This is a genomic window from Arthrobacter pascens (genome assembly GCF_030815585.1).
In the GTDB taxonomy this organism is placed as follows: domain Bacteria; phylum Actinomycetota; class Actinomycetes; order Actinomycetales; family Micrococcaceae; genus Arthrobacter; species Arthrobacter pascens_A.
Genome location: NZ_JAUSWY010000001.1, coordinates 3,544,157 through 3,567,089 on the forward strand (window position 1 = coordinate 3,544,157; position 22,933 = coordinate 3,567,089).

General features: G+C 65.5%; 21 protein-coding genes and 2 riboswitches. Of the genes, 6 read left to right on the forward strand and 15 right to left on the reverse strand.

The features are described 5' to 3' along the window. Window positions 1-405 (forward strand): NUDIX hydrolase, encoded by a 405-nt coding sequence (locus QFZ30_RS16355; RefSeq protein ID WP_307077988.1) that lies wholly within the window; start codon window positions 1-3, stop codon window positions 403-405. Here QFZ30_RS16355 and QFZ30_RS16360 read toward each other — a convergent pair. Then, complete coding sequence (locus tag QFZ30_RS16360; protein ID WP_307077989.1) at window positions 402-2,315, reverse strand: ABC transporter ATP-binding protein; 1,914 nt, start codon at window positions 2,313-2,315, stop codon at window positions 402-404. The two genes, QFZ30_RS16355 and QFZ30_RS16360, sit on opposite strands and share 4 nt — an antisense overlap. Next, window positions 2,312-3,976, reverse strand: coding sequence for an ABC-F family ATP-binding cassette domain-containing protein (locus QFZ30_RS16365; protein WP_307077991.1), 1,665 nt, complete (start codon window positions 3,974-3,976; stop codon window positions 2,312-2,314). Before QFZ30_RS16365 ends, QFZ30_RS16360 begins: the two co-directional genes overlap by 4 nt. Window positions 3,977-4,159: 183 nt before the next feature. Here QFZ30_RS16365 and QFZ30_RS16370 point away from each other — a divergent pair, with 183 nt between their 5' ends. Together QFZ30_RS16370 and QFZ30_RS16375 are read left to right on the forward strand one after the other, a co-directional pair. Then, the gene (locus tag QFZ30_RS16370; RefSeq protein ID WP_307077993.1) at window positions 4,160-4,897 is read left to right on the forward strand and encodes a hypothetical protein; all 738 of its coding nucleotides are present in this window, start codon (window positions 4,160-4,162) and stop codon (window positions 4,895-4,897) included. Continuing rightward, window positions 4,894-5,631 (forward strand): hypothetical protein, encoded by a 738-nt coding sequence (locus tag QFZ30_RS16375; protein WP_307077994.1) that lies wholly within the window; start codon window positions 4,894-4,896, stop codon window positions 5,629-5,631. Before QFZ30_RS16370 ends, QFZ30_RS16375 begins: the two co-directional genes overlap by 4 nt. 212 nt (window positions 5,632-5,843) lie before the next feature. Here QFZ30_RS16375 and QFZ30_RS16380 read toward each other — a convergent pair whose 3' ends face one another. The 10 genes from QFZ30_RS16380 to QFZ30_RS16425 form a co-directional block, all read right to left on the reverse strand. Continuing rightward, window positions 5,844-8,876: an alpha-mannosidase gene (locus QFZ30_RS16380; RefSeq protein ID WP_307077997.1), complete on the reverse strand. Its 3,033-nt coding sequence runs from the start codon at window positions 8,874-8,876 to the stop codon at window positions 5,844-5,846. Window positions 8,877-9,010: 134 nt separating this feature from the next. Beyond that, window positions 9,011-9,901, reverse strand: coding sequence for a formate dehydrogenase accessory sulfurtransferase FdhD (fdhD, locus tag QFZ30_RS16385; protein WP_307077999.1), 891 nt, complete (start codon window positions 9,899-9,901; stop codon window positions 9,011-9,013). Between the two features lie 124 nt (window positions 9,902-10,025). Further along, window positions 10,026-11,462: a molybdopterin molybdotransferase MoeA gene (locus tag QFZ30_RS16390; protein ID WP_307078001.1), complete on the reverse strand. Its 1,437-nt coding sequence runs from the start codon at window positions 11,460-11,462 to the stop codon at window positions 10,026-10,028. After that, window positions 11,459-11,752 (reverse strand): DUF6457 domain-containing protein, encoded by a 294-nt coding sequence (locus QFZ30_RS16395; protein ID WP_307078003.1) that lies wholly within the window; start codon window positions 11,750-11,752, stop codon window positions 11,459-11,461. The genes QFZ30_RS16390 and QFZ30_RS16395 overlap by 4 nt, the downstream gene beginning before the upstream one ends. A gap of 46 nt (window positions 11,753-11,798) precedes the next feature. Further along, a complete protein-coding gene (gene mobA, locus QFZ30_RS16400; protein WP_307078005.1) occupies window positions 11,799-12,473 on the reverse strand; it encodes a molybdenum cofactor guanylyltransferase in 675 nt (224 codons plus the stop codon). Between the two features lie 70 nt (window positions 12,474-12,543). After that, on the reverse strand, window positions 12,544-13,044 hold the full coding sequence (locus QFZ30_RS16405; protein WP_307078007.1) for an HNH endonuclease: 501 nt from the start codon (window positions 13,042-13,044) through the stop codon (window positions 12,544-12,546). Between the two features lie 239 nt (window positions 13,045-13,283). Then, window positions 13,284-14,030 (reverse strand): NlpC/P60 family protein, encoded by a 747-nt coding sequence (locus tag QFZ30_RS16410; RefSeq protein ID WP_307078009.1) that lies wholly within the window; start codon window positions 14,028-14,030, stop codon window positions 13,284-13,286. Window positions 14,031-14,198: 168 nt separating this feature from the next. Continuing rightward, entirely contained in the window at window positions 14,199-14,858 is a 660-nt protein-coding gene (locus tag QFZ30_RS16415; RefSeq protein WP_307078011.1) for a C40 family peptidase, read from the reverse strand. Window positions 14,859-14,928: 70 nt separating this feature from the next. Next, a riboswitch (cyclic di-AMP (ydaO/yuaA leader) is annotated at window positions 14,929-15,090 on the reverse strand. A gap of 148 nt (window positions 15,091-15,238) precedes the next feature. Further along, complete coding sequence (locus QFZ30_RS16420; RefSeq protein WP_373462898.1) at window positions 15,239-16,057, reverse strand: M23 family metallopeptidase; 819 nt, start codon at window positions 16,055-16,057, stop codon at window positions 15,239-15,241. Window positions 16,058-16,067: 10 nt separating this feature from the next. Next, a riboswitch (cyclic di-AMP (ydaO/yuaA leader) is annotated at window positions 16,068-16,280 on the reverse strand. Window positions 16,281-16,456: 176 nt separating this feature from the next. Then, a complete protein-coding gene (locus QFZ30_RS16425) occupies window positions 16,457-17,152 on the reverse strand; it encodes a metal-dependent transcriptional regulator (RefSeq protein WP_307078015.1) in 696 nt (231 codons plus the stop codon). Window positions 17,153-17,453: 301 nt separating this feature from the next. On the opposite strand from QFZ30_RS16425, the gene serC reads away from it, so the two are divergent. Continuing rightward, a complete protein-coding gene (gene serC / locus QFZ30_RS16430) occupies window positions 17,454-18,584 on the forward strand; it encodes a phosphoserine transaminase (protein WP_307078017.1) in 1,131 nt (376 codons plus the stop codon). 40 nt (window positions 18,585-18,624) lie between these two features. Here serC and QFZ30_RS22070 read toward each other — a convergent pair whose 3' ends face one another. The 3 genes from QFZ30_RS22070 to QFZ30_RS16445 form a co-directional block, all read right to left on the reverse strand. Next, window positions 18,625-18,786 carry a hypothetical protein gene (locus tag QFZ30_RS22070; RefSeq protein WP_373462852.1) on the reverse strand — a complete coding sequence of 54 codons (162 nt, stop codon included), beginning with the start codon at window positions 18,784-18,786 and terminating at the stop codon, window positions 18,625-18,627. Between the two features lie 101 nt (window positions 18,787-18,887). Further along, window positions 18,888-19,550, reverse strand: coding sequence for a DUF3027 domain-containing protein (locus tag QFZ30_RS16440; protein WP_307078020.1), 663 nt, complete (start codon window positions 19,548-19,550; stop codon window positions 18,888-18,890). Window positions 19,551-19,558: 8 nt separating this feature from the next. Further along, window positions 19,559-19,942, reverse strand: coding sequence for a cold-shock protein (locus tag QFZ30_RS16445; RefSeq protein WP_214962901.1), 384 nt, complete (start codon window positions 19,940-19,942; stop codon window positions 19,559-19,561). 249 nt (window positions 19,943-20,191) lie between these two features. On the opposite strand from QFZ30_RS16445, the gene QFZ30_RS16450 reads away from it, so the two are divergent. Then, window positions 20,192-20,425 (forward strand): hypothetical protein, encoded by a 234-nt coding sequence (locus QFZ30_RS16450; protein WP_307078022.1) that lies wholly within the window; start codon window positions 20,192-20,194, stop codon window positions 20,423-20,425. 10 nt (window positions 20,426-20,435) lie between these two features. After that, window positions 20,436-22,931, forward strand: coding sequence for a helicase-associated domain-containing protein (locus tag QFZ30_RS16455; RefSeq protein ID WP_307078024.1), 2,496 nt, complete (start codon window positions 20,436-20,438; stop codon window positions 22,929-22,931). Window positions 22,932-22,933 lie beyond the last annotated feature (2 nt).

The following is a 22,933-nucleotide window of genomic DNA, read 5'->3' on the forward strand; positions in this document are numbered from 1 at the left end:
GTGAAATCCCGAATTGTTGTCTCTGCTGTCTGCGTTTTCGACGACGCCGGCCGGCTCCTGACCGTCCGCAAGCGCGGCACCGGCATGTTCATGCATCCCGGCGGAAAGCCCGAGCCAGGTGAAAGCGCGGTGCAGGCTGCTGCCCGTGAGCTCGCGGAGGAGGTGGGGATTGTTGTGGATCCCCGCCAACTGCAGCTGATGGGTACCTGGATTGCGGACGCCGCGAACGAGGCCGCCACGGACATCGAAGCCACCGTCTTCCGCGCGCCCGGAACGTGGACGGCCCACCCCTCGGCCGAAATCGCCGAAATCCGCTGGCTGGACCTGGCCGCGCCGCTGCCGGCAGACCTCGCCCCGCTGCTCACGGAGCATATCCTCCCGGAGCTTGCCGCAGCACGCAGCTAGTACTCCGGCACGGCTTCCTCAACCACCGCAGTGGCCTCGGCAAACTGTGTCCGGTACAGCTCCGCATAACGGCCCTCCGCTGTCAGCAGTTCCGTGTGCGTTCCACGTTCCACGATCCGCCCGTCCTCCACCACCAGGATGACGTCAGCGGCACGGATGGTGGACAGCCGGTGGGCAATCACGACGGCGGTGCGCCCCTCGAGCGCTGCGCCCAGGGCAGCCTGAACGGCAGCCTCGTTGGTGGAGTCCAGCGCGGCAGTCGCTTCATCCAGGATCACCACCCTTGGTTGGGAGATGAGCAGCCTGGCGATGGTAAGGCGTTGGCGTTCGCCGCCGGAGAGCCGGTAGCCCCGTTCGCCTACCACGGTGTCCAGGCCATCCGGAAGGGACCGGATCATGGTTTCCAGCCGGGCCTGCCGGATGGCGTCCCACATGTCATCCTCGGTGGCTTCCGGCCGGGCAAGGCGGAGGTTGGACGCAATGCTTTCGTGGAACAGGTGGCCATCCTGGGTGACCATGCCCAGGGTGTCCCGAAGCGAATCAAAGGTCACGTCCCGGACGTCCAGTCCGGTGCCCGGGAAGGTCCCACCCAGCCGCACGGCGCCGGAATCGACGTCGTAGAGCCGCGACAGGAGCTGAGCGATGGTGGACTTGCCCGCACCCGAAGAGCCAACAAGTGCCACGGTCTGCCCGGGTTCCACGCGGAAACTGATGCCATGCAGCACTTCCTCGCCGCCGCGGGTATCCAGGGTGGACACTTCCTCCAGCGAGGCCAGCGACACCTTGTCCGCGGACGGGTAGGCAAAGCGGACGTCGTCGAATTCCACGGACACTGGACCCGGCTGAACAGCCACGGCGTCCGGCTTCTGCTGGATCAGCGGCTTGAGGTCCAGGATTTCGAAGACGCGCTCGAAGCTGACCAGGGCACTCATGATCTCGACGCGGGCGTTGGAGAGGGCGGTCAGCGGGGCATACAGGCGGGTCAGCAGCAGGGCCAGCACCACAACATCGCCGGGGGCAAGCTGGCCGCCGATGGCGAGCCAGCCGCCCAGCCCGTACACCAGGGCCAGTGCCAGCGCGGACACCAGGGTCAGGGCTGTCACGAAGGTGAACTGCAGCATTGCGGTGCGGATGCCGATGTCGCGGACCCGGCCGGCCCGGAGCGCGAATTCCCGGGATTCCTCGTCTGGCCGGCCGAAGAGCTTCACCAGGGTGGCGCCCGGAGCCGAGAACCGTTCGGTCATCTGGGTGCCCATGGCCGCGTTGTGCTCGGCGGCCTCACGCCTGAGGTCCGCAAGTTTGGACCCCATCCGCCGGGCAGGAATCAGGAAGATCGGCAGCAGGACCATCGCCAGCACCGTCACTTGCCAGGACGTGCCCAGCATCACGATCAGCGTCAGGACAAGGGCCACTACGTTGCTGACCACCCCGGACAGCGTGCCGGCGAACGCGGACTGTGCCCCGATGACGTCATTGTTCAGCCGGCTGACCAGGGCTCCTGTGCGCGTCCGGGTGAAGAACGCGATGGGCATCTTCTGCACATGGTCAAACACCCTGGTGCGGAGATCGACGATCACGCCCTCGCCGATAGTGGAGGAGAGCCAGCGGCTCACCAGCCCCAGCCCTGCCTCGGCAACGGCCACTACGGCGATCAGCATGGCAAGCCGGATCACTTCGTCGGCTCCGGCCTTGGCCACAATGGCATCAACCACCTGGCCGGCCAGGACCGGAGTGGCTACGGCAAGGAACGCCATCACAATGGACAGCAGCACAAAGGCAATCAGTTTCCGGCGGTGCGGGCGCGCGAAGCCCAGGACCCGCTTCAGTGTGGCCTTGGAAAACGGCTTGGACCCGCTCTTTGCCCGGGTGATGTTGTACAGGGAGTGCCAGGCAACGCCGTCCATGCTCATCGCTGTTGCTCCGTTGCGTCTGCCATCAGTTCAGTTACCATCCCATTTTCCACATTCCACCGTACGTCCAGCTGAACGTTCTCGAGCAGCCTCCGGTCATGGGTTACTAACAGCAAAGAGCCCTCATAACTTCCCAGCGCCTCTTCCAGCTGCTCAATGGCGGGCAGGTCCAGGTGGTTGGTAGGCTCGTCCAGGACCAGCAGGTTCACGCCGCGAGCCTGCAGCAGGGCCAGCGCCGCGCGGGTGCGTTCGCCGGGCGAGAGGGAATCAACCGGGCGTGCCGTGTGGTCCGCTTTCAGCCCGAACTTGGCCAGCAGCGTCCGGATCTCCGCCGGGTTCATGTCCGTGAGCACGGCTTCGACGGCGTCAGCCAGGTTCAGGTGCCCGGCCAGCAAACCGCGTGCCTGGTCGATTTCGCCGATCGCCACCGACGCGCCCAGGGCAGCGTTGCCGGAGTCCGGCGCCTGTACACCCAGCAACAGCCGGAGGAGGGTGGACTTGCCCGCTCCGTTGGGGCCGGTGATGCCGATCCGCTCCCCCGCGTTGAGCTGGAGGTTGACCGGGCCCAGGGTGAAGCTTCCCTGGTGCACCACGGCATCCCGCAGTGTTGCCACCACCGCGCTGGACCGGGCTGCCTGGCCAATGGTGAACTGCAGCTGCCATTCCTTGCGCGGCTCCTCCACCACGTCCAGCCGGGCGATGCGGGACTCCATCTGCCGGACCTTCTGGGCCTGCTTCTCCGAAGACTCGGTGCTGGCCGCACGCCGGATCTTGTCATTGTCCGGGCTCTTCTTCATGGCGTTTCGCACACCCTGGGAGCTCCACTCGCGCTGCGTGCGGGCGCGGGACACGAGATCCGCCTTGGTGGAGGCGAAATCCTCGAAGCGCTCACGCGCGTGCCGCCGGGCCACGGCCCGTTCCTCCAGGAAGGCCTCATAGCCGCCGTCGTACACTGCCACCGAATTCTGGGCCAGGTCCAGCTCCACGATGGTGGTGACGCAGCGGGCCAGGAACTCCCGGTCATGGGACACCAGCACCACGCCGCCGCGGAGGCCCTGCACAAAGGCCTCCAGTTTGGCCAATCCGGCCAGGTCGAGGTCGTTCGTGGGCTCATCCAGCAGCACAATGTCGAAGCGGCTGAGCAGCAGGGCAGCAAGGGCCACGCGGGCGGCCTGGCCGCCGGAGAGCCCGGTCATGGGGGCGTCCGGACCGGTCTCCAGGCCCAGATCGGCAAGGACAGCCGGAACGCGCTCATCCAGGTCGGCGGCACCGGAAGCCATCCAGCGGTCAAAGGCCAGCGAATAGGCGTCGTCGGTGCCAGGAGCGCCCGACCCCAGGGCCTCAGCGGTGGACTCCATCTCCGCGGTAGCCTGCGCGCAGCCGGTCCGGCGGGCAATGTAACCGCCCACCGTTTCGCCCGCCACCCGTTCATGTTCCTGGGGTAGCCAGCCCACAAAGGCGTCCGCGGGGGCAAGGCTGACCGTGCCCTCCTGGGGCTGGTCAACACCGGCCAGCAGCCGCAGCAGCGTCGATTTGCCCGCACCGTTGGCACCCACTACGCCCACCACATCGCCGGGTGCAACGGTCAGGGAAAGTTTCGAGAAGAGTGTGCGGTGATCGTGGCCACCGGCAAGGTCTTTGGCAACAAGGGTTGCAGTCATTGGTCCATTCTCTCGCCCGCAGGCGGCAGGGCTTAAAAAGAACCCGCTGGACCGGACTTGGGGGGCGTACGGACCAGCGGGCTCGACCATCAAGCATAGTCGAATCCCCGCTGGCCCGCAAAGTTCCCTATGGTCCGGCAGGCTAAAATCAAGGCATACATCCGTCCCTGCAGAGAGCACTCCATGCCCCTCCCCGCCAAGGCGTTCCAGCGCTGGTTGCAAGGCATCGCGCCTGACACCACCACCGCTGACGTCTGCCGGATTTCTGGGATCAAGCGGACCACACTCGCCCAGCAGCTGGTCCGCGGCAAAGTCGCGGAGACCACCGTGGTGAGCATCAGCCGCGCCTTCAACATCAATCCCGTCAATGCCCTGGCCGCGTTCGACGCGTTCCAGGAACTCGCCGGGCCCGTGCTTCCGCCCACTACGTGCGAGCTCGTTAGCCAGATCTCTACGCCGGACCTCCTGCGCGCCGTGCTGGCACGCGCCGCCGTGGATCCGGCGGGCCAGCCGTCGGCAGAACGGCCGGCCCTAAGCCCGGCGCCGCATGCCACGTCCGTCAAGGCCTGGGTGGAAGCGATCGACGACGGCGAGTTGCGGCACCGGGTGTCCGTCGCCACCGGGATCGCCCCGCAGAATTATTCGGCGCAGTTAACGGCGAACCGGCTGTCCCCCGAACTGGCCATCGCCACGTCCCAGGCTGCCGGCGTCGGACCTGCCGGCGGCCTGGTGGCCTCCGGCCTGATCACTGAGGCAGAGGCCGGCTGGCCGCCGGGGGCCAGGCAGGCGGCGCTGGACACCCTCCCCGACGGAGATCTGACAACGCTGGCCGGGGAGCGCCTGCAGGCCCTGGGGAAGGCGCTCCGGCGCCAAGAGCATGACCAGGAACAAACCAACAAAATCTGGGAGAACCTGGGATGATCGAAGTCCTTCAGTGGTCCACACTGGCGACGTGCGGCGTGGTTGCCGCAGCCCGCGTTCCCAGCGCACTGCGGGGGGAAAACAGGACCGTCTTCTTCATTTTTGCACTGTTGACCCTGGCGATCCTCCTGAGCATCGAAGGGCCATACGTTGCCATCGACCGGGCCCTGGGCGGGGTCAATGCGGCAAACCTCATCCTCCGCTTTGTCATCTTCGCGGCAATCTTCTGTGTGGGCATCCGCATTACCAGGGGCTTCGGCGCCACGAATGGCTACCGGCTGGTGACGGGCCGGATCGGAATGGCTGTCCTTGCCACGGTCTCCCTGGCAGTGGTTGTCCTGTTCCTGCTGATTGATTCCGCGGGTTCCTCCTCAGGCCTGCAGGACATCTCGCTGCGGGGCGGTCCGGACGCCATGTTGGTCGAGTACTACGGCGCCGCCGGGCGGGCCTATCCGGCGTATGTTTCGCTTGTTCTGCTTCCGGCCATGGTGAGCGCTGTCCGCAGCAGGCTACCTGCCATGGTGCGGCTGGCAGCCGTTTTGCTGGCCGCTGGTGCCGTGGCCATTGCGCTGACGCTGCTCTTCCCGGTAGCCCCGCCGGAATGGGGGCCGGCGAAATTCGTCATAAACTACACAGCGGTACTCTGCTTTGTGGTGGGACTGACGTTGATCTGGGCGGCAAAGGTCCGGTATGGGCGCAATGTTGCCCGGGAAAAGACTTCTACCGAAAAGTAACTGCCGCCGATTCACAAAATCATTAGAATATGAAACAATCATGAATGTGTGAAGGCGAGGCGCCGGGCGTCTGCGAACGGGGATAGCTTCTTGGACGTTCCGCCTCAGTGGCCTTTGCGCAATTTGGGGGGATGAGTGGTGGCGGCCGTTGGGGACCGCCCCCACTCAGCCTGTTTAACAGGGGTTGTGGCCGGCTTGCACCGTGGCCGTCCCTAGCGGGCGAACCTCAAGGTCACCAGCTGGAAAGGACGCAGCGACAGCTCCACTATGCCCTCCCCTGCCACGGCCACACCCGGAGACTCTGCAGGCCGTTCGAGCAGGTCCGTGGCCAGGATGCCCCTGACCGGAAAGTTGGCTGTAAGCACTCCCATAGACCGCTGCCCCAGGGACTCGTACAGCCGGACGATGACATCGCCCGAGCCGTCCTCGGCAAGCTTGACCGCTTCAATGACCAGCGCAGGATTGCCCACGGTGAACAGCGGCTCCACCGGCTTGGCGCCGCGCACAATCCGCGGGCTCAGGTTGGTACGGTATCCCTCCTCCACGGCTTCCGCGATACTGGCGCCGGGGCGGATGGTCATTGTCAGTTCGTGGTGGCCGCGGTCTGCGTCAGGGTCCGGGAATTTGGCCGCCCGCAGGAGCGAAAGCCGCACGGTGGTGGTGGTGCCGCCGTCGTCCTCCCTGATGCTCCTGGTGACGTCATGCCCATAGGTGGATGCATTCGAGATAGCCACGCCGTACCCGGGTTCGGCTACATGTATCCAGCGGTGGGCGCAGATCTCAAACTTCGCAGCCTCCCACGAAGTGTTGACGTGGGTAGGACGGTAAACGTGGCCAAACTGCGTCTCGGACGCCGAGCGGTCCGCCCGGACGTCCAGCGGAAACCCAAGCTTCAGGAGCTTCTCACGCTCCTGCCAGTCGACGGCGGTGGTGATCGCCAGCGATTCGCTGCCGGCCTCCAGTGCGATCCGCTGAGTGACAGGAGAGGAACCTGCCAGGCGCTCCACTACTACAACAGGGGTTTGGCCATCGTGTTCCAGCCGGATGGTAAGCGCCTGGGCGAGGGACGTGACGCTGCGGCGGTAGAACTCATCGATGTCCCAAGCGTCCCATTCGTTCGGGGTGTCCCGGTGCAGCTCCAGCAGGTTGCCGCGCTGCCCGGGCGCAATGGCCTCCCGTCCGGTGGCGTAATCAATGAGGGAGGTGATCAGGCCATTGGAGTCCAGGACAGCCCTGATGACGCCGTTGTCCAGCACGTAGCCACCGTCCGCAGCGCTCGCCTGGACACGCTGGCCTGCGGCGACGGGTTCGGCAGCGCCCAGGGCCGGAACCCCGTTGCGGGCATGGGGCGCGGCGTTGAGCAGGAACTCCAGGGAGCCGGAACCCAGTACGGCAGCAGCGGCCTGCGCGATGAGTCCCTCGAGGCCTGAGCTGACTGCGGCGTAGTTCCGTTCGGCGTCCTGGTGCACCCATGCGATGGAACTGCCGGGGAGGATGTCGTGGAACTGCTGCATCAGAACCAGCCGCCAGATCCGTTTAAGCTCGGCCGCCGGGTAGGTGAAGGCCCCGCCGTTGCGGACGGCGGCCGTAGCGCACCACAGTTCGGCTTCCCGGAGCAGGTGTTCACTGCGCCGGTTTCCACGCTTGGTCTCGGCCTGGCTGGTGTACGTGCCGCGGTGGAGTTCCAGGTACATCTCCCCCACCCAGACCGGCAGGGCCGTGTACTCTTCCTCCGCTTGCGTGAAGAAGCTTTCCGCCGAGCCGATGCGGACCCTGGGTGAGCCTTCCAGGTCAGCAGCGCGGCTGGCGGCTGCCAGCATTTCGCGCGTGGGTCCGCCACCGCCGTCGCCGTAGCCGAAAGGCACCAGTGACGTGTTGCCGCGCCCGTGATCCCGGTAATTTCGTTCGGCGTGCGCCAGTTCGCGCGCGCTCAACTCGGAATTGTAGGTGTCCACCGGAGGGAAGTGCGTGAACAGCCGGGTGCCATCGATGCCTTCCCAGTTGAAGGTGTGGTGGGGCATCCGGTTGATCTGGTTCCAGGAGATCTTCTGTGTCAGGAACCAGCGGCTGCCGGCCGCCTTGACGATCTGCGGCAGGGCCGCGGAGTAGCCGAACGAGTCCGGAAGCCAGGCTTCCCGGCATTCGATGCCGAATTCTTCGAGGAAGAAGCTTTTGCCCTCCACGAACTGGCGGGCCATCGCCTCGCCGCCGGGCATGTTGGTGTCCGATTCAACCCACATGCCACCGACAGGGACAAATTGCCCGGCCTTGACCTTTTCCCGTATGCGGCCAAAAAGCTCGGGATAGAACTCCTTCATCCAAGCAAGCTGCTGGGCGGAGGAGCAGGAGAAGACAAAGCCGGGATTTTCGTCCATCAGTGCCACCACATTGGAGAACGTCCTGGCGCACTTGCGGATGGTTTCGCGCACCGGCCAGAGCCAGGCGGAATCGATGTGCGCGTGGCCGGTAGCCACCAGTTGGTGGGCCGAGGCATAGGCAGGCCTGGACAGAACCTCGGCGAGCGCTTCCCGGCCGGCGGCCGCGGTCCCGGCAATGTTGTCCGGGTCCATGATGTCCATCATGCGTTCGAGGGCGCGGAGGATTTCATGGCGCCGCGGCTGTTCCATGGGGAGCTCGTGCATCAGCCCGGCCAGCGACCAGATGTCCTGCTGGAGTTCCCACACGGATTGGTTCAGCTCCGCGATGGCGATGGTGCCGAGCCTGTACTGGGGCGCCGTCCCGGCGGTGGCCTTGTCCCCGTATGGCATGGCCGCGAAGGTCCAGCCCTGCGCAACATCCGGGTTGGCGGCTGCTTCAACGTAGAAGTCCACTGCCATGCCGCTGCCCAGCAGTTTGAGCGGGAGGTACTGGTTCCGCGGCGAGATGGCCTTGATGATGGTGCCGTCCGGGCGCCACGCGATCCCCTCACACTGGAAGCCGGGGATTTCAGTGGTGAATCCCAGGTCAACGACAATTTCCACTGTGGTCTCGGGGTCGGTGCCCCAGGATTCGGGAACATCGCCCTGCAGCCTCAGCCACTTGGTGCCCCACGGCTTCCCCCAGGCAGCCCCGTGGTCCTGCGGGAGGAAGTCGTGCCGCAGAGCCTCCATCACGGTCACTGGTTCGTCCGGTACATCCCAGCTGCTCAGTCCCAGAGGAATGCTCCGGGCGTAAACGGCGGGCGTGATCCGTTCCCGGACAAAGCGGTCCAGGCGGACTTCCGTGATCCGGCGGTCGTCATGCAATGTGAGGCCTCTTTAATGCTTGAACGGGGGTAATCGAATCTGGACAAACCTGTCCATTCGATGGATAAAATCTACCGGGTCGTAGCCCAATAGCCAAGCTTCACCGGCCATACCGGAACCTTCTTTCCCTGTGTCTATCCCGGAAGCTTTGCGGCCACCGGCGTCGCATCGGGAAGAAGGATCCTGCCGTGCCCAGCATAGATGTTCAGGCTGGTCCCCCGGCTGAACCCGGCCAGTGTCATGCCGCTGGCGTCGGCAAGTTCCACGGCCAGGCTGGAGGGTGCACTTACGGCAGCCAGGACCGGAATGCCGGCCAATGCTGCCTTCTGGACCAGTTCGAACGACGCACGGCCCGATACCTGAAGGACCAGCCCGGAGAGCGGCAGGAGCCGTTCCCGCAGGGCCCAGCCCACCACCTTGTCCACGGCGTTGTGGCGTCCCACGTCCTCCCGGAGGCACAAAAGCTGCACGCCGCCGTCGTCCCCTATCCTGAACAGGCCCGCCGCATGCACTCCCCCGGTCACGTCGAAAACTGCCTGCGCCTCGCGGAGCCGTCCGGGCAGCGAGGCCAGGACATCAGCGGGCACCGTGACGGGATCGGCCGCCGGGCTGTAGTGGGATGACTTCCGAACGGCCTCGATGGAATCCGTACCGCAGATGCCGCACGAGCTGGAGGTGTAGACGTTCCGGCCGGTAGCCGGAACCTCAACGTCGGGGCGAAGCTGGGCTTCCACAACATTGAACGTCTGGACGCCATTTTCGTCCTCCCCCGCGCAAAAACGCAGTGACACCAGCTGCTCTGGAGCCCAGATGATCCCCTCGGACACCAGAAAGCCGGCCACCAGGTCAAAGTCGTCACCGGGTGTCCGCATGGTCACGGAGAAGGAGAGGGCGCCGAGCCGGATCTCCAGCGGTTCTTCAACGGCGAGCACGTCTTCGCGGTGCCGGACCGGGAATTCGAGGGCGTTGGGTGAGCCGTCCAGCACATATTTGTGCACCTTGCGGCGCTGCGTCACGCGTCCCATGTGATACCCGCCCCACTGGCGGCGGACTTTTCGTGAAGGCTCCGGGATGTGCCGGCCTGGCCGTGATGCCTGTTCATAGGTCCATCATTGCAAGCCCGGAGCAGCGATACCAGCGGAGCCCGGCTCAGCCCAGCAGGGCGCTCCAGTCAACCGGCCCGGACGGCGCCGCAGGCTTTCCAGGGACGTCCTTGGCCGGCCGAGCGTTTGTTCTGGTGGCGTTTTTCGCTTTGGTCTTGGCCCCTGCAGGTTCCGGGGCAGGAACGGGCGGCCCCCAAGGCAGCGCGAATGCAGGCACGGCTTCTCCCAGCTGCACACCGTGGGGCGGGACCACCATGACGCCCTGCGCAGACGCCAGCCCGCGCATCATGCCCGGTCCGGTGTGCTGGGCCGGCGATGCCATGCCGTAAAGAAGGCGGAAGGGCATGAGCCGGGTCCGGCCCGGATCGGGCTCAATGATGGCTCCGCAGGGGACCTCCTGCACAGGTGGCATGGTTCCGTGCCCCAGCGCAGCCAGCAGTGGTGCGCCCACCGTGGACAGGGCCATCATGGCGGCCAAAGGGTTGCCGGGCAGACCCAGGACAAAGCGTCCATCCGGGAGCTCAGCCAGGACCGCGGGGTGGCCGGGGCGCATCGCGATTCCGTCGATGACCAGCCGGCCCCCCAGTTCCGCCACGGCCTGGCGGAGGTGGTCAGTACCGGAGCGTCCCGTTCCGCCGGTGGTGATGACGACGTCGGCGGGCAGGTGTGGTGAGGGCGGGGCTGTGTGTTTCAGGGAAACGTCGTCCGGGGAAACTTCTTCCAGGGAAACGTCTTCCAGCCCCTTCATCCATTCGGCGTAGGAGTCGCCGATTCTTTCTTGCCCGCCAAAAATGCCGCCCAGCATCCCCACAACGGCCGAGAGCTGGGGACCGAAAGTGTCCCGGACCTGTCCTGGCTCCGGCAGCCCCCGGGCCACCACTTCGGCACCGGTCAGCAGGAGTTTCACCACCGGCTTTCCCTGCACCGGCAACGAATCGTGGCCGGCCAGCGCAGCAAGCGCCAGATGGGCCGGGTTAAGCGTGACGCCAGCCTTGACCAGCACCTCGCCAGCTGTGGCTTCCTCTCCCGCCTTACGGATGTGCTGGCCGTTCCGTGGTTCACCGGGCCGGGCGCTTCCGCCAGTCATGAGGAGCGGCAGGCCGTCGTCGTCAGTGCCCAGGACTGCACTTTCGCTGCGCAACACGGCCTTGGCTCCGGGCGGGATCAGGCCTCCGGTAACAATGGGGCTTGCCTGGTGCGGCGCCAGGCGTTCGCCGGCCTCCGCCACAACCCAGGGTCCGCTGCCATTGACTGCCCAGCCGTCCATGGCGGAGGAGGCGTAATGCGGCATGTCATGCAGCGCAATGATCTCCTCGGCCAGGGTCCTGCCCAACGCCTTCTGCAGGGGAACGCTGCTGGCGGGGATGGGCGCAGCGCAGTCAAAGGCGGCTTTCCGTGCTTCCTCCCAGGTATGGGCCAGGTGCCTTGCCTGGGCGGGCTGAGCTTCCGGAGTAGTCGGTGCTTCGCCAGGGCCTGCAGTCATTCGCCGGGAGTCCCGGCGGCTTCAGTGTCATAGTCGGTGGCGAGGGCGCGTGCCACATCCATGGCTGCGGCCATGGAGACGGCGTCGGTGGCCTGCCCGGATCCCGAAGCCAGTCCCGCGGCGAAGCCCGCGATGAAGGTGGTCAGCGGCGCGGCGGGCCGCACCACCGAGTGGGCAGCTACCCCGGCGAGCGAGAGGATCGCGTTGACGTCCATCTGGACATCTTCGAGCTCATAAGCCTGGAGCAGTGACCTGCACCATTCCTCCAGCGTCTCGTCCTGGCTTTTCACTGTCTGCCTCCCAAATCAACTGTGGCCGCGCTGGTCCGGAACCTGGTCACGGTTCCTGGCTGGCCACTCCAAGTGCGGCGGCATCATCCCAGGTATCCACGTCATCGGTGGAGCCCGCCGGGACAGTAACAAGCTGCACGTCCAGACTAGCAAGGAGTGCGGTCATGGAGCTGTTGGTTAAGGCGCCCCGGGACCGGAGGTCCTGCATGGAACGTTCTAGCGCGGGTGTGCTGTAAAAACCCACCAGGGGCTGGCGGCGGCCGTCTGCGGAGACCGCCATAACGCCGTCGGGGCCAAGAGCTTGAGGGCCCCGGCTGGAAACCGGGGGGTGCGGTGCGTTCCGCTCCCGCGGCGGCCCATGCAGCTGGAGCGCCTCCCTGAGGGCGTGCACAGCCATTCCGACGTTGGGCATATCGCATGCCAGCACCAGGGTGAGGGGGCGGACGGCACCCGAGCCTGCCAGAGCCGCCAGTCCCGCGGCGACAGCGGCCGCTGGCCCCGCGAACGGTGGCTCCTCCCGGCAGCTGATCACGCCTGCGGGCAGGACCCCGGGATCCGGCCCCACCACGACGGAGGCGCCTGCACCCCCCGCAGCGTCAAGGGACCGCTGAAGGAGAGTGGCGCCGTCGTACGTCAAACGATGCTTGGGCCTTCCGCCCAGCCGAGAAGAACGGCCTCCGGCGAGAATGACCGCATCATATTCCAGGGCGTCAGGCTCCACGATCCAAGCCTAGCGGGCTTGCCGGCATGAAGGACACAGGGCAGGCAGCAGATGGAGGCAAGCCGTGGGGTCAGGCAGCCCGTTCAGGCAGCAGGAACGGGTCCCAGGCCGGAGTGGGCTTCTCCAGTTCCTTGATCTGCCAGATGGTGCCGTGCGGAGGTTCCGGAACGAACCTCAGCTTCCAGCCCATTTCGGCCGGTGTGTGGTCACCCTTTGCGTTGTTGCAGCGAAGGCACGCCGCCACCAGGTTTTCCCACGAGTCAGCACCGCCGCGTGACTTGGGATGGACATGGTCGATGGTGTGTGCAGCCTTACCGCAGTATGCGCAGCGGTGTCCGTCCCGGCGCAGCACACCACGCCGACTCACCGCGGTGATCTGGTTGTATCGGGGGCGGATGTAGCGGTTCAGGAGGATCACGGACGGGCGGCCCAAAATCTCCTGAGGCCCCACCACGGGATCATCGCCTTCCGCCACCACGCTTGCCTTGCCTGTGAGCACAAGCACCAGCGCCCGGCGGAAGGTGATTACCGCCAGCGGTTCATATCCAGCATTCAGAACGAGAGTGCGCATGCACATACCTCTTCACGGCCGCACCCGTCAGGGGCACGAGGGCCGGCTGCCCTCGGCATGTCCGGGCTATGGATCGACACCACAAGAGTAAACAAAGAAACCCGGGATCAGCTAATCCGGGATTGACAGCGGATGCGTGTCGGGCCCTGGCGCGGGCTGGGTCACCGCGTAAATGAACACAGAAAGCAAAGGACCCCCGCCGTGAGGCAGGGGTCCTTTGAAGCGCAGATTCAGCGGTCTTAGGGGATGCGGATGAACACGGGGCCGGAGCCTTTGTTGGCGCTGGACACAACGGTCTGGTTGCCGTTGTAGCCGCCGTGCACTGCCTGGCCGTTGCCGGCGTACACAGCAACGTGGGCCACGCCCGCGCCGCCGTCGGCGTAGTAGATCAGGTCGCCGGGCTGGGCCTCGGCTGCACTCACGGTGCGGCCAAGGGACAGGTAGCCTTTGGGCCAGTCGTGGAAGTGGATGCCCACGGCGGCCAGCGAGTTGGTCACCAGCATGGTGCAGTCCTGGTTGACGCCAAGCTGTGCGTACGCCGCAGACAGGATGGCCTGGCCCTTGCTGCTGGCGGCAACCGGAGCGGCGGGGACCGCTGCGGCCACCTTGATGGAAGCAACGGGCTTGGCGGCGGGGGCTGCGGGGGCCTCAACAACGGGCTCGGGCACCTCAACAACGGGAGCCGGCGTGGTGGTGACAGCGGGCTTTTCGTAGGAGATGGCGATGGTGGAGGCCGCCGAGATGGTGGCCGGAGCGGCAGCCTCTACTCCAAGGTTGGAAGCGGCAGCGGAGTCACGCTGAACGTTGGTGTCTGCGGCGTTGGCCGCGATACCGCTGGTCAGGACAAGGCCGGAAGCGGCAGCGATGACCGCGGCCTGGCGGCCCATGCCACCGGCGTTGTCGCCGACAGCCTTGGCAATGACAGCCAGCGAGTTGGTCTTGGCGACCTCCGCGCGGTGCCGTGCAACAGTTGCACGTGTAGTCATTATTTCTCTCTTTCGTTTCCTCAGGACCGCGGTGGCAGGCCAGGGGCTGTGGACGTGCCGGCATCTTGGGGGTACGCCGGCACGTCCCGAACGGGGATTTAGCGAAAAGTGTTGCTAGCGAAGAGGCGATTCTTCATGTGCAGCAGAAGCAGTTCTTGGGGGCAAGAACTAGTTCATGGTGAAGTACGATCCGCCGCCGGTGGACGCCACGGAGTGCAGGAGGGTTCCCTGTGACGGGTTCAGGGCGCTGATCATCATGCCGTTGCCGACGTAAATGCCGACATGAGCGCCGCCATTCTGCATGACCAGGTCACCGGGGGCCGGCGTGGAAGTGGGTTTCATGGCCGTCCACGCGTTTACGCGGGGAATGCTGATGCCGGCCTGGGCGTAAACCCACTGGGTGAAGCCTGAGCAGTCCCAGCCGTTGGGTGTGGTGCCGCCCCAGACGTAGGGGTGGCCGATGCCGGTGTAGGCGATAGCTGCCAGACCCGATGCCGCAGCAGACGAGATCGTGTCCGCGAGCTTGCTCGCGGCCAAGGTCCGGGCTGCGCCGGTTTCGGAGGCCGTGGACTGTGCACGGACGGTCTCGATCTTCGGGGCGGCCGTCGTCTTGACGACGGGGCGCTCGAAGGAAACGGTGGCCGTGGGTGCAGCAGTAACGGCAAGTGCAGCCTGCGCGGAGCCGGACTCAGTGGACGCGGATACGCCAGCGGTGGTGTCCGCTGCGTTGGCCGGAAGCCCCATGCTCAGGATCAGACCTGATGCAGCTGCGATGACAGCAGCCTGGCGACCTACGGTCCCGGCATTTGCACTAACAGCCTTGGACACTGGTGCCAAAGGGTTGGTACGAACCGTTTGTGCGCGGTGGCGCGCAGAATTATGGCGTGAAGACACGAAGGTAGCCTCTCCCAATGCCTGCGAGGTGAGCTGTCGGATTCGGATGGGAGTCACCCGGCCGCGCCGCTTCCTGGGAAGCTTTGCGACTTAACCCCAAGGCCTTCATAAATCGAAGGCCAAAATTGGTTCCCCCGCCCCTGCCAGACGATGTCATGCGAACGGACCTTGAGCGGTGGCAGAGTTAGGCAATCCACTCAAGAACGTCAACTTCGGAAAAGTTGACGCGCTTTAGACGGTACAGCAGTTCGGATCGAATGTCACATTCAGGTCACGGCATGTCACGAGAAATCGAGAGTTATCCATCGTTTAGGTTAGAGCCAACCCAGCGGGTCGACGACGTCGCCGTTGACTTGGACCTCAAAATGGAGGTGGCAGCCAGTCGAGGCGCCTGTGGTGCCGCTGAGCGCCACAACCTGGCCGCGGGTGACCGTCTGGCCAACCTTGACGTTGAAGGACGACAGGTGGTTGTACGTGGTTTCCAGGCCGTTGCCATGGTCCACCACAACGCGGTTGCCGCCGCCGAACGGGTGCCACCCCGCGAAGGTCACAGTGCCGCTGGCTGCTGCCAGGACAGAGGTTCCACATTGCGCCACGAAGTCCTGGCCGCGGTGGAAGTCGCCGCTGCCGCCGGTAATCGGGCTGACACGGAAACCGAACGGGGAGGCCGTCACCAAGGACGCCAGCGGTGCGCCCAGGCTGCCTGCGGATGCGGCGCGGGTGATCGAGCCTGCAGACTGTGCGCTCAGCAATTGCTTGAGCTTTCCGTCGGGGTCTCCCAGAGTGACAACAGAGGAACGGCTGAAGTCGATACGCGCGGCTGATTCCGCGGAAATTTCGGGCTGGGATGCGGCCGAAGCCGTCGACGTCGACTGGCCGGCTACCGGCGTGGCCATGACGGGGCCCGTTGCCGGAACCGTCACCGTGAGCACCAGGCCGGTGGCTGCGAGGGCGATGCCGGCTTTCTGCCCTACACCGCTGGCAGCGGCAAAATCGGTGATTTGCCGAAAGGGACCCTTGCGGCGGCGCGCATCCCGTTGCGGATCGCGAGGCCTGTCTGCAGCAACGACTTCGGCAGCCCGCGGCGCCGAAGGGGGGCCTGCAGCACGACGGCGCCCCTTGGAATTGTGCATGGTCAAGAACGGTTCCTCTCTGGGTAGCCTGCGAAGTTAGCTGTCGGATTCGGGTCAGAGAGTTCAAAGACCCGGTCCGCCGTAGCAAGCTTCGAGGCAGAAATATCCCGTGAGGATCCTTCGCTGGAAGAGGCTTGCTGCTGACGGACTTCACCCCAAGGCAGTCCTGCGACTGCCGGTTGTGGGTTCCCCCGCCTCTGCCAGTAGGTGACTCGTGCACCTGATCCGCTGGCAGAGCTCGGCTCCGGATCAGGTAACGCTTTAGTATCAACGCTTAGGGGCTCAACTATAGGCGATGAAACCCGATGTAACAATTCCGTTATCTTTGTTATATACCGCCCGCGCTGGGTAGCGGAGGCCCGTGGCAGGCCCCTGATTTCATCCCCCGATTAGCCTAATTCAGCGAACGGAAACGAACACGTGGGCCGCGACTTCCGGAGGCAGCTCCAACGCCCCTTCGATCCCCGGCACGCGCACAGAGATGTACTCTCCCACCCATTCCAATGAGACCGACGCCCCTGGCCTGATCCCGCCTTCATCCAGCTGGACAAGAAGCTCCGGCTCCACCTGGATTGGCTCAGCCAGGCGGATAACAGTGACGTTGGAGCCGGGGCCGTAGCCCTTCATGGCCTCCAGGAGATTAATCACACCATCAGCAAACGCAGTGGACGCCTTGCCGCCCAAGGCGGCCAGCCCGGGGATGGGGTTGCCGTATGGGGATTCGGTGGGGTGGTCCAGCAGTTCGTAGATGCGCCGTTCAACCCGTTCACTCATGACATGTTCCCAGCGGCAGGCCTCGTCATGGACATAGGCCCAGTCCAGACCGATCACATCTGCCAGGAGGCGTTCCGCCAGCCGGTGCTTGCGCATGACTTCTGTGGCGCGCTTGCGGCCGGTCTCCGTGAGTTCCAGGTGCCGGTCGCCTGAGACAACCACCAGGCCGTCACGTTCCATCCGGCCGATGGTCTGGGACACTGTGGGTCCGGAGTGCCGCAGCCGTTCGGCGATGCGGGCCCGAAGAGCAATGATGTTCTCTTCCTCCAGCTCCAAAATGGTCCGAAGATACATCTCCGTGGTATCGATCAGATCCGTCATCCAGCTCAGCTCCTCGAGCGCAGTACCTTGCGTTGTCCCACCGTATCGCCTGCCGACACCGACGTAGTCCGTTGAAAAATCTTAGCCTATTTTGAATTTGTCCGAATAATTCCGGTATTTCCCCGGATTCGCTCCGGGGCCGGACACCAGACTGTCTCAATGACTGGACTATGACGGTCCCGGTTCCCGCCGGATGGGCCGTTCAGGCAGAATAAACGAGGTCCCTGTTGCAGTCACCGCTGACTGCCCGCCAACCCACCGTCCCGGACATGAACAGCGTCCACGCCGAATTGGAGCCCCTGTGAGCGAAACCAGCATCACTATTCCTACCGACCTCCTGCCGAAGGACGGACGGTTCGGCGCCGGCCCTTCCAAGGTGCGGCCGGAACAGATCGAGGCACTCTCCGCGGCGTCCAAGACCATCCTGGGAACCTCCCACCGGCAGGCTCCCGTCAAGAACCTGGTGGGCTCAGTCCGCGAAGGCCTGAGCCAGTTCTTCCGTGCCCCTGAAGGGTATGAAGTTGTCCTCGGCGTCGGCGGCTCGACGGCATTCTGGGACATTGCCAGCTTTGGCCTGGTTGAACAGAAGGCCCAGCACCTTTCGTTCGGTGAGTTCGGTTCCAAGTTTGCGTCCGCCACCAACAAGGCGCCTTTCCTGGAGGCCTCCTCGATCATCAAGTCAGAGCCGGGTACCCGTCCGGCGGCACAGGCCGAGGCCGGCGTCGATGTCTATGCCTGGCCCCAGAACGAGACATCCACCGGCGTGGCCGCGCCGGTCAAGCGCGTAGCCGGAGCGGATGGCGGCGCCCTGGTCCTGGTGGACGCCACGTCGGCCGCGGGCGGCCTGGATGTGGACGTTGCCGAGGCGGATGTGTATTACTTCGCACCGCAGAAGAACTTCGCATCCGACGGCGGTCTGTGGCTTGGCCTCTTTTCCCCCGCCGCGCTGGAACGTGCTGCCCGGATCAAAGCCAGCGACCGCTGGATCCCCGACTTCCTGGACCTGCAGACGGCCATCGACAACTCGCGTCTCAACCAGACCTACAACACCCCGTCGTTGTCCACGCTGGTAACGCTCGACGCCCAGGTGCAGTGGCTGAACTCCAACGGCGGCCTGGACTTCGCGTCCGCCCGCACTGCAGACTCCGCCGGGCGTATCTACAGCTGGGCAGAGGCCTCCGAGTTCGCCACACCGTTCGTGGCCAAGGCCGAGGAGCGCTCAAACGTCATTGCCACCATTGACCTTGACGAGTCTGTGGATGCGGCAGCGGTTGCCAAGGTGCTGCGGGCCAACGGCGTCGTGGACACTGAGCCGTACCGCAAGCTGGGCCGCAACCAGCTCAGGATCGCCACCTTTGTTGCCATCGAGCCTGCGGATGTTTCCGCGCTTCTGGCGAGCATTGACTATGTGGTGGGCGAACTGCGCAAGTAGCTCCCGGAGCAGTGACGCCTCCTGCGCCACGCGGGGGGCCTCAGCGCTCGACGGCGTCGTCCGGGTTCCCGTCCCGGGCGGCGCCGTTTGCTGTGTCCCCCCTTCGGGAGAGGCCCATCGCTCCGGCATCATGGTCCCTCAGGTGGTCAAAGACCAGCCAGTCCCGGGCCGTCCGCTGCATCAAGGTTCCGATGTTGGACACCAGTGCACCGATGAACCAGATGCGGTGAGGATGCGCAGGGATTTAAAGGGGGACATCAGCGGCCGCCTTAGCGCTTCTCAACCCTGCCCATGACCAAGTGTCTAGTCAGCCTGGCCGGCGGTACCGTTATCAACGGCCGCCCGCCCATGCGCCTGCTCTTCGGGGGCGTGCTCACGAAGTTCCGACTCGGGAAGCTCTGACTCTGAAGCCTCGGGCTCCATGACGTCCGGCTCGATGACGTCCGGCTCCACGGAGTCCGCGGTCCCGGACCGGGCGTCAGGCGCAGCGGCGTGCTGCCCCTCTGCCGCAGTCTCCTGTGCGTCCTCCGGGCGGACGCGCTCTGCCCACGGAACCCATTCCGGGGCCAGGATGGAGTCCTCCGACGGCAGCAGGCCCAGCTCATTGACCGTAACCGCCTTGGAGCGGGAGTTCCGGGTCAGCACTGCGTACCACTGCCAGCCAAGGTAACCGGGCAGCTTGGATTCGAACAGGTGGGTGACAAGGCGGTCGCCTTCGCTCTTCGCTGCAAGGTGCCGGCCGATGTCAGAGGCAGCGGTGATGCCCTCGATGGCGTTGCGGGCCACGTCCACGGCGGCGGCAAGGAAGGCGTCCGGTTTCCCTGTCCGCCATATCGGCAGGCCCGCCCGCCGCTTCGACTCAGATTTGGCCTCGGTTTTGGTCGCGGTCGGGTCGGCGTCCTGCCGGGCCGTTGCGCCTGCCTGGTCACCTGCCGCTGGCTCCTGCTGTTCAGCTTCCGGGTTCATCAGAAGGCCTAAACGTCCAGCTCGTCGGCAACCTTACGCAGGGCAGCGGCGATGGCCTTGCCCTTGTTGCCTTCCGGGTACTTGCCGGCGGACAGAGTCCCTGAGAGGTTGTCCAGCACGCTCACCAGGTCCTGGACCAGGGGCGCGAGATCCTTGGCACTGGGCCGCTTTGCCTTGGCAATGGACGGCGTCTTATCCAGGACGCGCAGGCCGAGGGCCTGTGCGCCCTTGCGGCCGTCCGCCACACCGAACTCAACGCGCGTGCCGGCTTTCAGCTCCGTGATGCCTTCGGGAAGCGATGATTTGGGCAGAAAGACTTCCTGCCCGTCCTCGCCCGCGAGGAATCCGAAACCTTTTTCCTTGTCATACCACTTGACCTTGCCGGTAGGCACGTAATCAACCTTCTTCGTTCTGACGTCTTGAGACACGGCCGACAGTCACCGCATCCGCACTGATATGCGGGTTCAGGGTATGACTGCCAGGTCCCGTGTTGGTCTGTTCCTTCAAGGTTATCCTGCCCGGCACCGGAATCCTGCTTTCAGAGGCTCTTCAACCCGCCGCGTTCACCCTGCCTGTCGCAACGATCGTCACTCCGTCTGTCACTCCGTCGGGCGGAGGCCGAGGCTGTTAGCGTTACGACCATGACACCCTCGCGTTACCGGCGGCCCCTGATGATCTCCGCAGCAGCCATTGCCCTCCTGTCCCTGATAGCCGTGGGCGCTGTGATGGCATTGGCCTTTACCGGCTCGGCGGCTCCCGTGTGGGTCACCTCCACGGCCCTGTACGGCCTGCCGCTGGCCTTCTTGCTGATGGTCTACCTCGTCCTGGACAGCGTGGCCGGCCGACGCCGGGCAGGAAAGTCCAGCGGGCGGTAACGTAGGACTGATGTCCCTTATTCGCGCGCTCAGCAAGGAACTGGAGGCTCGCAGCGATGAATCGTTGCGGGCCTTGTTCGCCGCGCGGCCGGACCTCATCTCCCCCGCCGTCCCGGACTTCTCTGCGCTTGCCGCCCGGGCCAGCGCCCGGGTCAGCGTCCAGCGCGCCTTGGAACGCCTCAACAAGCCCCAAATGCAGGTGCTGGAAACCCTCCACCTGTGCACCAACACGGATACCGAACACAGCGCTTCGGCCGCGGGGCTCCGGAAGCTGATTACTGGTTCCACGGTGACTGCGGTGGAACGGATCCTGGCCTCACTCCAGGAGCTGGCCCTGGTCCACCGGGCCGAACCCCCGCATGGATCAGCCGCCACGGCCCACCGCCAGCGTTTCTACCTGCCGGTGGGAAGCCTGAAGGATGTGGTGGGGATCTATCCGGCGGGGCTGGGACGCAGCTACACCGAGCTGGTCCGGCTGCAACCGGCCTTCGCCCAGCGGGTAGTCCAGCTCGTAGCCGAACTGCACCGCAGCGGTCTCGCCATCCACGAGGCCACCACGCCCATGGAAGCAGCGCTTGCGCTGCAGCACTGGACGTCGTCGCCTGAGGCCCTGCATCAGGTCCTGACCGGCGCACCTGAACGCACGACGGCGCTCCTCGCCAGATTCGGCAGCTGGGCCATGGGTGCCGTCCCCCAGGCGCAACGGAAAGCTTCCGTGACGAACGAGGGGTCCGACGTCGGGCCTGTTGACTGGCTGTTGGCCAGGGGCCTGCTGGTTCCGCTGGACGCCGCGCACGTGGAACTGCCCCACAGCGTCGGGGTCTCCCTGCGGGGCGGGGCAATAATCAATGATTTCACGCTCTCGCCGCCGGTGCCTGAGCTCGGGCACACCACAGCCGTACTGCGGCGGAACGCTGCCCTGGGCGCCATCGCGGAAACCCTCAGGCTGGTGGGTGAACTCCTCTACGCGGTAAAGGAGCAGCCGCTCGCTACGCTGCGCAGCGGGGGCGTGGGGGTGCGCGAGATGAAGCGGCTCGCCGAGGCCCTGCGCATCGACCAGCACCGCGCCGGAGTGCTGCTGGAGCTATGCGGTCTTTCGGGGCTGATCCGCCTCGATGTGGATTCCTCCGCCTGGGTGCTGCCCCCGCAACAGGAATGGCTGGCGCTGCCGAGGCAGGAACAGTGGTTGTGGCTGGTCAATGCGTGGCTGGCGAGCGAGCGTGTGCCCTCACTGGTGGGCCAGGCCGTCAATGGGCCGGGAGCCACATCCGCCGCACACCGGGCCGCTGCCGGGACCACCATTAATCCGCTTTCCGCAGAGGCCCAGCGGCCCGATGCCCCAGTGGTCAGGAAGCGGATTCTGGAAATCCTCAACCAGCTCACACAGGAGGCGGCTGCTCCGGATGGCACGGCCCCTGTCCTGGACGCTGCCGCGGTTCTTCAACGGGCTGAGTGGGCACAGCCGCGGATGGCGCGCCGTTTCAGCTCCCTGATCCGGGGTGTGCTGGCGGAGGCGGAGATTCTTGGCCTGATCGGATCGGGTGCGCTCAGCCAACTGGGCGGTGCCATTGCGGAGGACAACCCGGATCAGGCCTTGGACATCCTCGGCGAGCACCTTCCGGCCGCCCTGAACCACGTGCTGCTGCAGGCGGACCTCACCGCCGTGGCCCCGGGCTACCTGGCGCCCGAGCTGAGCGAAAAACTCCTCTTGATGGCCGACGCCGAGGGCCAGGGTCCGGCCACCATCTACCGGTTCTCCGCGCACTCGGTCAGGCGCGCCTTGGACGCCGGGCAGGACGCTTCCAGCGTGCTGGGCTTCCTTCGCGAGCATTCCGCCACCGCGGTGCCCCAGCCCCTGGAATACCTTGTGGAGGACACCGCGTCCCGCCACGGGCGGCTGCGCGTAGGGGCAGCCGCGAGCTTCATCCAAAGCGACGACGAAACAACGGTGCTGGAGCTTGCGTCGGAAGCCAAGGCAGCAAGCCTGGGCCTCGCCCGGATCGCGCCCACCGTCCTGATCTCGTCCGCGCCGCCGCGGGAAACGGCGCAGGTCCTCCGCGGCCTGGGCCTCTCGCCCTCGGTAGAGGAATCCGAACCGTCGGTGGTCCGGCTGCGCCGGACCACCGGGGCCCCCGGCAGTGTGCGCCCTGTCTACACCGCGCCCCGGACCGCGCCGGCCGAGGCCGAGGTGGCCGACCAGCTGGCCCTGCTGCGCCGTGCCAGGCCTGCCGCAGGGGGCAGTCAAAGCGGTCCGGCCGTGGTAGGCGGATCCGGCGAGGCCGCCACCCAGCTAGGCCTGGAGACACTGCAGCGGGCCATCCGGTTCAAGCAGCGCATCAGTATGAACGTGGTGGACAGCCTGGGGAATGCCAACCTCGAAATTGTTGTTCCGCTATCGGTAAGCGGCGGACGGGTCAGGGTTTTTGATCCGGCCAAGGACACCGAACGGGTGGTTTCCATCCACCGCATCATCGATATTGAGGCTGCAGAGGAACTGCGCCAGTGAAG

What these genes read in the sequence shown, in the direction of transcription:
- QFZ30_RS16360 (WP_307077989.1), bottom strand. Translation starts at nt 2,315, where the DNA reads ATGAGCATGGACGGCGTTGCCTGGCACTCCCTGTACAACATCACCCGG.
- QFZ30_RS16365 (WP_307077991.1), bottom strand. Translation starts at nt 3,976, where the DNA reads ATGACTGCAACCCTTGTTGCCAAAGACCTTGCCGGTGGCCACGATCAC.
- QFZ30_RS16370 (WP_307077993.1), top strand. Translation starts at nt 4,160, where the DNA reads ATGCCCCTCCCCGCCAAGGCGTTCCAGCGCTGGTTGCAAGGCATCGCG.
- QFZ30_RS16375 (WP_307077994.1), top strand. Translation starts at nt 4,894, where the DNA reads ATGATCGAAGTCCTTCAGTGGTCCACACTGGCGACGTGCGGCGTGGTT.
- fdhD (WP_307077999.1), bottom strand. Translation starts at nt 9,901, where the DNA reads ATGGGACGCGTGACGCAGCGCCGCAAGGTGCACAAATATGTGCTGGAC.
- QFZ30_RS16390 (WP_307078001.1), bottom strand. Translation starts at nt 11,462, where the DNA reads ATGACTGCAGGCCCTGGCGAAGCACCGACTACTCCGGAAGCTCAGCCC.
- QFZ30_RS16405 (WP_307078007.1), bottom strand. Translation starts at nt 13,044, where the DNA reads ATGCGCACTCTCGTTCTGAATGCTGGATATGAACCGCTGGCGGTAATC.
- QFZ30_RS16410 (WP_307078009.1), bottom strand. Translation starts at nt 14,030, where the DNA reads ATGACTACACGTGCAACTGTTGCACGGCACCGCGCGGAGGTCGCCAAG.
- QFZ30_RS16420 (WP_373462898.1), bottom strand. Translation starts at nt 16,057, where the DNA reads ATGCACAATTCCAAGGGGCGCCGTCGTGCTGCAGGCCCCCCTTCGGCG.
- QFZ30_RS16425 (WP_307078015.1), bottom strand. Translation starts at nt 17,152, where the DNA reads ATGACGGATCTGATCGATACCACGGAGATGTATCTTCGGACCATTTTG.
- QFZ30_RS16440 (WP_307078020.1), bottom strand. Translation starts at nt 19,550, where the DNA reads ATGAACCCGGAAGCTGAACAGCAGGAGCCAGCGGCAGGTGACCAGGCA.
- QFZ30_RS16450 (WP_307078022.1), top strand. Translation starts at nt 20,192, where the DNA reads ATGACACCCTCGCGTTACCGGCGGCCCCTGATGATCTCCGCAGCAGCC.
- QFZ30_RS16455 (WP_307078024.1), top strand. Translation starts at nt 20,436, where the DNA reads ATGTCCCTTATTCGCGCGCTCAGCAAGGAACTGGAGGCTCGCAGCGAT.